Raw genomic sequence first — 6,539 nt, 5'->3', positions numbered from 1 at the left:
GCGCCGTTCAGGACCCGGGACTCAGGGGACGACGACCGTCAGCGACGTGCCGGTCGCCGTGAAACCCATCTCCTCGTACAGCAGCCGGGCCGGGTTGCCCTCGGTCACCGCCAGCCCGATCGCGGTCCGGCCCGCGAGGGCGACGTCACCGACGACGCGGCGCAGCAGGTCGCGGCCGAGACCGGGGTAGCCGAGCGCCGGGTCCCGGAACACGCTCGCGATCCAGGGCAGCCCGTCCCAGTCGGTCAGGACGGCTCCGGCCACCACCCGGTCGGCGTCGTTCACGACCAGGGCGCTGGACGGCAGCGGCGGACCGACGATGTCCCCGGCGAGCAGTTCGGAGAGCCGCTGCACCAGGAGCGGCTCGCTCGCGCCTTCCTCCTGGCGGTGGTCGGGGTGGCCGGGGTGGAAGGCGGCCAGCGTCGCCGGGACGAGCGCGGCCGCCCCGCGGTCGCACGGAACGGCACGGAACCCCGTCCGCAACGGCGTCCGCGCCCAGGCCTCCCAGCCCCCGGCGGGCGGTCCCTCGGTGAGCTCGCGCCGCATGGAGTGGGCATGGCGCAGCACCGTGGCCCCCTGCCGCACCAGCTCCAGACCGAGCCCGACCGGCCCGGAGAGCACCCAGCCCGCCAGTTCCGCCCGCACGTACGCGACCTGGGCGGCCAGGTCGGCGCGCGGGTCGACCACCTCCAGCAGATCCGCCCAGGGGCGCCCCTCCCGCTCCCCGCGCAGGTACCGCACCAGGGCGACACCGTCGGCCCCGTAGCCGTACTGCCAGTCGGCTTCCTTCTCCGCCACGCCGTTCGTCCGATCCTCGCGCGTCGGCGCACCCCTCGGCGCGCCCGGTTCCCCGTCATGCTCGGTGAACGGCCCGTGCGGATCAACCGGTTTGGCCTGCCGGACCCTCGCGGACCCGCGCGGACCCGCACCGCCCCCCCGGCGGGCGCACGAGGCGGCGCTCAAAGCCTTCCCCCGGTTCACCACCACCATCGACGGACAGAACGTGCACTTCCCGCACGTCCGTTCGCCCGGGCCGGACGCCCTCCCGCTGATCCTCACCCACGGCCGGCCGAGCACCGTGCACGACTTCGCCGGCATCATCGGCCCGCTCACCGACCCCCGGGCGCACGGCGGCGACGCGGCCGACGCGTTCCACGTGGTCGCGCCCTCGCTGCCCGGCTTCGCCCACTCCGGTCCGACCACCGCCCCGGGCTGGGGCACCCGCCGGATCGCCACCGCCTGGGCCGAGTTGACGCACCGGCTCGGCTACCACCGGTACGGCGCGCAGGGCGGCGACTTCGGCGCGATCGTCTCACCCGAACTCGGCCGGGTGGCGCCCGAGCGGGTGGTCGGCGTCCACCTCAACGCGCCGCCGAACGCCTCGGCCCCGCTCGACGCCGCGGAGTCCGCGCTGCTCTCCGCCGACGAGCGGGCCCGGGCCGAGGCCAACGCCCGCTGGTGGCGGGCGCACTCCGGCTACGCGACCCAGATGTCGACCCGGCCACGGACGGTGGCCTGCGCGCTCAACGACTCGCCGGTCGGCCGGCTCGCCTGGACCCTCGAATGGTTCGTCGATCACGATCCGACGGCCACCCGCCAGACCCCGCCCTCGTGGGACGCCGTGCTGACCGACGTCACGGCCTTCCGGCTCACCGGCACCGCCGGCTCGGCCGCCCGCCTCTACCGGGAGATCCCGACCGGGGTGGCGCTGTTCCTCGGCGACCGGGCGATCCGCACCCTGGCCGAGCTCTCCGACACGGTGACCCGCTGGACGGTGTACGACGCCGGCGGCCACTTCGCCTCGCTCCAGGCGCCGCGGCCGCTGGTGGCGGACGTCCGGGCGTTCTTCCGTTCCCTGCGCTGAGCCCTCCTCGACCGGGGCTGCCACCGCCGGGACTGTCGGTGCCGGCGCCTACCGTTCCGGTATGAGCGTCCCCGAGGTCATCCCGATCGCGTACGAGCCCGGATACCGCACCGACACCATCGGCCGCTTCCGGGGCGGCCAGTTCTTCGCCTCCGTCACCTACGCCGTCCCGGAGGCGAAAGCGGAGCCGAAAGCGGAAGCGGAGGAAACGGACACGAGGGCCGGTGCCGACCGGGTCTGCTTCGCCGTGCTGCACCGGTTCGACGAGGCCGGGCGCCACCTCGACTCGCGGATCGAGACGGCTCCCGGCGGCTTCCCCGAGGCCGCCGTCGCCGCCGCCGAACGGCTGGGGGAGTGGCTGGACGCCCTGCCGGAGCGCGAGTTCGGGGACATCGCGGTCGCGCCCTTCACCGTGCACGCCGACGGCTGCCGCTTCGGCCTGGTCGTCGAACGGCACGGCGAGGACGGCACCGAGGACGACTGGGCCGAGCTCTACCCCGACGGCCTCGGCTTCCACGCCCCGTGGGACGGCGAGTACGACACCTGATCCCGCCGCCCCCGGCCGCCCCGCGGGTCCGGTCAGTCCGCGATCACCGCCGCCCGGACGCAGAGGACGTCCGGCAGGTGGGAGACCAGCAACGCCCAGTGCTCGCCCTCGTCGTGGCTCGCGTAGACGTCGCCGGTCCGGTTGCCGAAGTAGATGCCGGCCGGCTCCACGTCGTCGGTGCGCAGCGCGTCGCGCAGCACGATGCCGTAGTGGTCCTCGCCCGGCAGCCCCTCGGCCAGCGCCTGCCAGCTGTCCCCGGCGTCGTTGGTGCGGAAGATCCGGCAGCGCTGGCCGGGCGGGATGCGGTCGTCGGCGCCGCCGAGCGGGAACACGTAGGCGGTGTCGGCGCGGCGCGGGTGGGCGGCGATCGCGAAGCCGAAGTCGGCGGGCAGCCCGTCGGCGATCGAGCGCCAGCTCGCGCCGGCGTCGTCGCTGCGGTACACGCCGCCGTGGTTCTGCAGGTAGAGCCGGTCCGGGTTGACGGCGTCCCGGGCGATCTTGTGCACGCACTGGCCGAACTCGGGGTACTGGCTCTCCGCGGGGAAGAACTCGGCCCGCAGGCCGGTGTTGGACGGCTCCCAGCTGCCGCCGCCGTCCTTGCTGCGGTAGACGCCGCCGCTGGAGACGGCGATCAGCAGCCGCTGCGTGTCGCGCGGGTCGGTGAGGATGGTGTGCAGGCCCTGGCCGCCGTAGCCGGCGCCCCATTCGCCGCGCTGCGGGTGGTTCCAGAGCGCCTCGACCAGCGTGAAGCTCTCGCCGCCGTCCTCGGAGCGGAACAGCGCCGCGGGTTCGGTGCCCGCGTAGACCACGCCGGGGGCCTCGGGGCCGGCCGGCTGGAGCTGCCAGACCCGGGTGAGCGAGGCGCCGGTGTGCTCGGGGAAGCGGATCGCCGGGGTGGTCGGCTCGACCCAGCTGGCGCCGAGGTCGTCCGAGTGCCAGACCGACGGGCCCCAGTGGCTGCTGTCGGCACCCACCAGCAGCCGGACGCCGCCGTCGTGCCGGGGTCCGCCGTTGCCGCGGTCCCGGCGGTCGATCGCGACGGAGTAGACCGCGTTCATCCGGAAGTGCGGCCCGCTGAACTCCCAGCTCAGCCGGTCGCGGCTGCGTCCGAGGAAGAGGCCCTTCTCGGTCCCGACGGCCAACAGCACTTCGCTCATTGCCACACACCACCTGCTCGGCGAAAACGGCCCCGCCCGGACACCCCTCCCCGGGCCAGTGTCCCGCCGCCGGGCGCCCGCCACATCTCGCCGCGCCGGGTGCCGCCGGGCCGCCCGTCGGAAACCCGCGGGCGGCCCGCGGCCGTGAGCCCGGGCACAAGAGCCCGGGCACACGAGCCCGGGCACCGAGGGGCCGTCAGCCCCGGCAGCCCTCCAGCAGCCGCAGCCACACCTCACTGATCGTCGGGTAGGCGGGCACCGCGTGCCAGAGCCGGTCGATCGGCACCTCGCCGACCACCGCGACGGTCGCCGAGTGCAGCAGCTCGGAGACGCCGGGACCGACGAACGAGGCGCCGACCAGCACCTCCCGGTCCAGGTCGAAGACCACCCGGGCCCGGCCGGTGTAGTCGTCGCCGTAGAGCGAGGCACCGGCGACCGCGCCGAGGTCGTGGTCGATGGCCTTGACCCGCAGGCCGGCCCGTTCGGCGGCGTCCAGGGTCAGGCCGACGGCCGCCACCTCCGGGTGCGTGAAGACGACCTGCGGCGCGCCCGCGCTGTCGGCGGACGCGGCGTGCGCGCCCCAGCGCGCGGTGTCCAGCGAGCGCCCCTCGGCGCGCGCGACGATGGCCGCGCCGGTGATCCGCGCCTGGTACTTGCCCTGGTGGGTGAGCAGCGCCCGGTGGTTGACGTCCCCGGCCGCGTACAGCCAGTGGCCGTCGATCCCGAGCACGGTGCAGCTGTCGTCCACGTCGAGCCAGCCGCCGGGGTGCAGGCCGACCTGCTCCAGGCCGACGTCGGCGGTGCGCGGCGCGCGCCCGGTCGCGTACAGCACCTCGTCCACGGTCAGCCGCTCGCCGTCGCCCAGCACCAGGGTGACCTCGGGGGCGTCATCGCCGTCCGCCGCCCGCCGCTCCAGCGAGGCGACCTCGGTCCCGAACCGGACGTCCACCCCGGCCGCCCGCAGGCCGTCCGCGACCAGCTCACCGGCGAACGGCTCCATCCGGGGCAGCAGCGCGCCGCCGCGGACCAGCAGCACCACCTGGGAGCCGAGCGCCCGCCACGCGGTGGCCAGCTCCACGCCGACCACGCCGCCGCCGACCACCGCCAGCCGGCGGGGGACGGTGGGCGAGCCGGTCGCCTCCCGGTTGGTCCACGGGCGGGCGTCGGCCAGGCCGGGGACGCCCTGCGGCAGCACCGGCCGGCTGCCGGTGCAGATCGCCACCGCGTGCCGGGCCACCAGCAGCCGCTCGCCGCCGTCCTCCGCCTCGACCGTCACCTGCCGCTCGCCGGCCAGCCGGCCGTGGCCGCGGACCAGCTCGATGCCGGTGTCGCGGAGCCACCGCACCTGGCCGTCGTCCTGCCAGTGCGAGGTGAAGGAGTCGCGCCGGGCGAGCACCGCGGCCGGGTCCAGGGCGCCGCCGCCGACCGCCTCCCGGGAGCCCGCCACCGCGCGGGCGTCGGCCAGCGCGGCCACCGGGCGCAGTAGCGCCTTGCTCGGCATGCAGGCCCAGTACGAGCACTCGCCGCCGACCAGTTCGCTCTCCACGATCACGGTGCGCAGCCCGGCCGCGGCCGTCCGGTCGGCCACGTTCTCGCCGGTCGGGCCCGCGCCGACCACGATGACGTCGTACTCCTCGGGGGCGGTGGCCCCGGGGGTGGGCCGGGCGGTGGACTGGGGAGAGGTCATCCGTCTTCCTCCGTGCGCTCGCAGGTGTGCCGTGGTGCCGTGCCCATCCTGCGCCGCCCCGCCCGTCCGGCGCAGCCGAACACGCGGGCGAAGCGCCGGTCCGCGCGACCGTCCCGGCGCTCCGCCCCCGTGGTCCGGCTACTCGACGGCCGCCAGTTCGGCCAGCACCGCCGCCGTTTCGGCCGGCCGGGAGAACATCGGCCAGTGCCCCGTCGGCACCTCGCGCAGCTCCCACTCCGGCCCGCCGAGCGCGGCGAAGTACGGATGCCCGGCGGCGATCATCTCGCGGACCTGCGCCAGCGGGATCGAGCACGAGACCAGGCCCTTCGGCAGCTTCGCCGCCGCGCCGGTCAGCCGCACGGGCTCGGTGCAGGTGCGGCCGGGCTGGTCGGTCGCCCGCGCGCGGATCACGGCCAGGCCGGCCTCGTCGATCCCCGCCACGTCGGCGCCGCCCGAGGCCAGCACCTCCCAGGACGGCAGCGGCAGCCGCCAGCCGTCGACCAGCGAGGCCTCCAGCGCGGCGCGGTAGGCGGGGTCCCAGAGGTCGGCGATCGCGAGGCCGTCGGCCAGCGGGCCGGAGTCGACCCAGACCACCCGGCGGATCCGCTCCGGCACCCGGTCGGCCGCGCCGCTCACGGCGATGGTGCCGCCGCTGTGCGCGACCAGGACCACGTCCCGGAGGTCCTCGCGGACCAGCAGGTCGGTCAGGTCGTCGATGTGGGCCTGCGCGCCGGTCTCCGGCGAGGCCTCGCCGGCGCGTTCGGCCAGCCCGGGCAGGGTCACCGCGTGCACGGTGTGGCCCGCGGCGCGCAGTGGCTCGGCCACCGCGTCCCAGGCCCAGCCGCCGAGCCAGAAACCGGGTACGAGTACGAAGGTGCTCATGGTGGGGATGGTCCTCTCCTGGAGTTCTCGTGTCCTGGGGTGCGGGGCCGCGCGGCCGCCGTCGGGCACCGGGATCACCCGGCTGCCCGTCGTCGACTCCGACCCTAGAATCGAATCCGGACAGAACCCGTCCGGATTGATCCGCCTCTTGACCGAGCGGCGGCCGTCCGGGCGAACCGCAGCGGCCGGCCCGAGGAGCACAGGACCCGTGGAGCACCCGGTCAGCCGTACCCTCGCCCTCCTCGAACTCCTCCAGGCGCGCCCCGGTCTCACCGGCGCGGAACTCGCCGCCCGGCTGGAGGTCGACGTCCGCACCGTGCGCCGGTACGCCGCCCGGCTCGCCGATCTCGGCATCCCCGTCCGGGCCGAGCGGGGCCGGTACGGCGGCTAACCGCCGATGGC

The 6,539-nt window shown here is 76.0% G+C and carries 7 protein-coding genes; 3 read left to right on the top strand and 4 right to left on the bottom strand.

The genetic code is table 11. The annotated features are described in order from the left end of the window. Positions 1-21: 21 nt before the first annotated feature. Positions 22-798 (bottom strand): GNAT family N-acetyltransferase, encoded by a 777-nt coding sequence (locus tag ABD308_RS05480; RefSeq protein ID WP_344327395.1) that lies wholly within the window; start codon positions 796-798, stop codon positions 22-24. Between the two features lie 91 nt (positions 799-889). Here ABD308_RS05480 and ABD308_RS05475 point away from each other — a divergent pair, with 91 nt between their 5' ends. Next, positions 890-1,864 carry an epoxide hydrolase family protein gene (locus ABD308_RS05475; RefSeq protein WP_344327385.1) on the top strand — a complete coding sequence of 325 codons (975 nt, stop codon included), beginning with the start codon at positions 890-892 and terminating at the stop codon, positions 1,862-1,864. Positions 1,865-1,925: 61 nt separating this feature from the next. Beyond that, positions 1,926-2,411, top strand: coding sequence for a hypothetical protein (locus tag ABD308_RS05470; protein WP_344327375.1), 486 nt, complete (start codon positions 1,926-1,928; stop codon positions 2,409-2,411). Between the two features lie 32 nt (positions 2,412-2,443). On the opposite strand, the gene ABD308_RS05465 is transcribed toward ABD308_RS05470, so the two are convergent. The 3 genes from ABD308_RS05465 to ABD308_RS05455 all read right to left on the bottom strand — a co-directional run bounded on the left by ABD308_RS05465 (position 2,444) and on the right by ABD308_RS05455 (position 6,137). Further along, positions 2,444-3,568, bottom strand: coding sequence for a WD40/YVTN/BNR-like repeat-containing protein (locus ABD308_RS05465; RefSeq protein WP_344327365.1), 1,125 nt, complete (start codon positions 3,566-3,568; stop codon positions 2,444-2,446). Between the two features lie 196 nt (positions 3,569-3,764). Next, a complete protein-coding gene (locus tag ABD308_RS05460; RefSeq protein ID WP_344327355.1) occupies positions 3,765-5,255 on the bottom strand; it encodes a dihydrolipoyl dehydrogenase family protein in 1,491 nt (496 codons plus the stop codon). A gap of 138 nt (positions 5,256-5,393) precedes the next feature. Then, positions 5,394-6,137, bottom strand: a complete 744-nt coding sequence (locus ABD308_RS05455; protein ID WP_344327343.1) for an alpha/beta fold hydrolase — start codon at positions 6,135-6,137, stop codon at positions 5,394-5,396. A gap of 208 nt (positions 6,138-6,345) precedes the next feature. Here ABD308_RS05455 and ABD308_RS05450 point away from each other — a divergent pair, with 208 nt between their 5' ends. Then, positions 6,346-6,528, top strand: coding sequence for a helix-turn-helix transcriptional regulator (locus ABD308_RS05450; RefSeq protein WP_344327332.1), 183 nt, complete (start codon positions 6,346-6,348; stop codon positions 6,526-6,528). The last annotated feature ends 11 nt before the right edge of the window (positions 6,529-6,539 follow it).

This window comes from Kitasatospora putterlickiae (genome assembly GCF_039527695.1).
GTDB classification, from domain to species: domain Bacteria; phylum Actinomycetota; class Actinomycetes; order Streptomycetales; family Streptomycetaceae; genus Kitasatospora; species Kitasatospora putterlickiae.
This window is presented reverse-complemented; position numbering and strand designations above follow the sequence as displayed.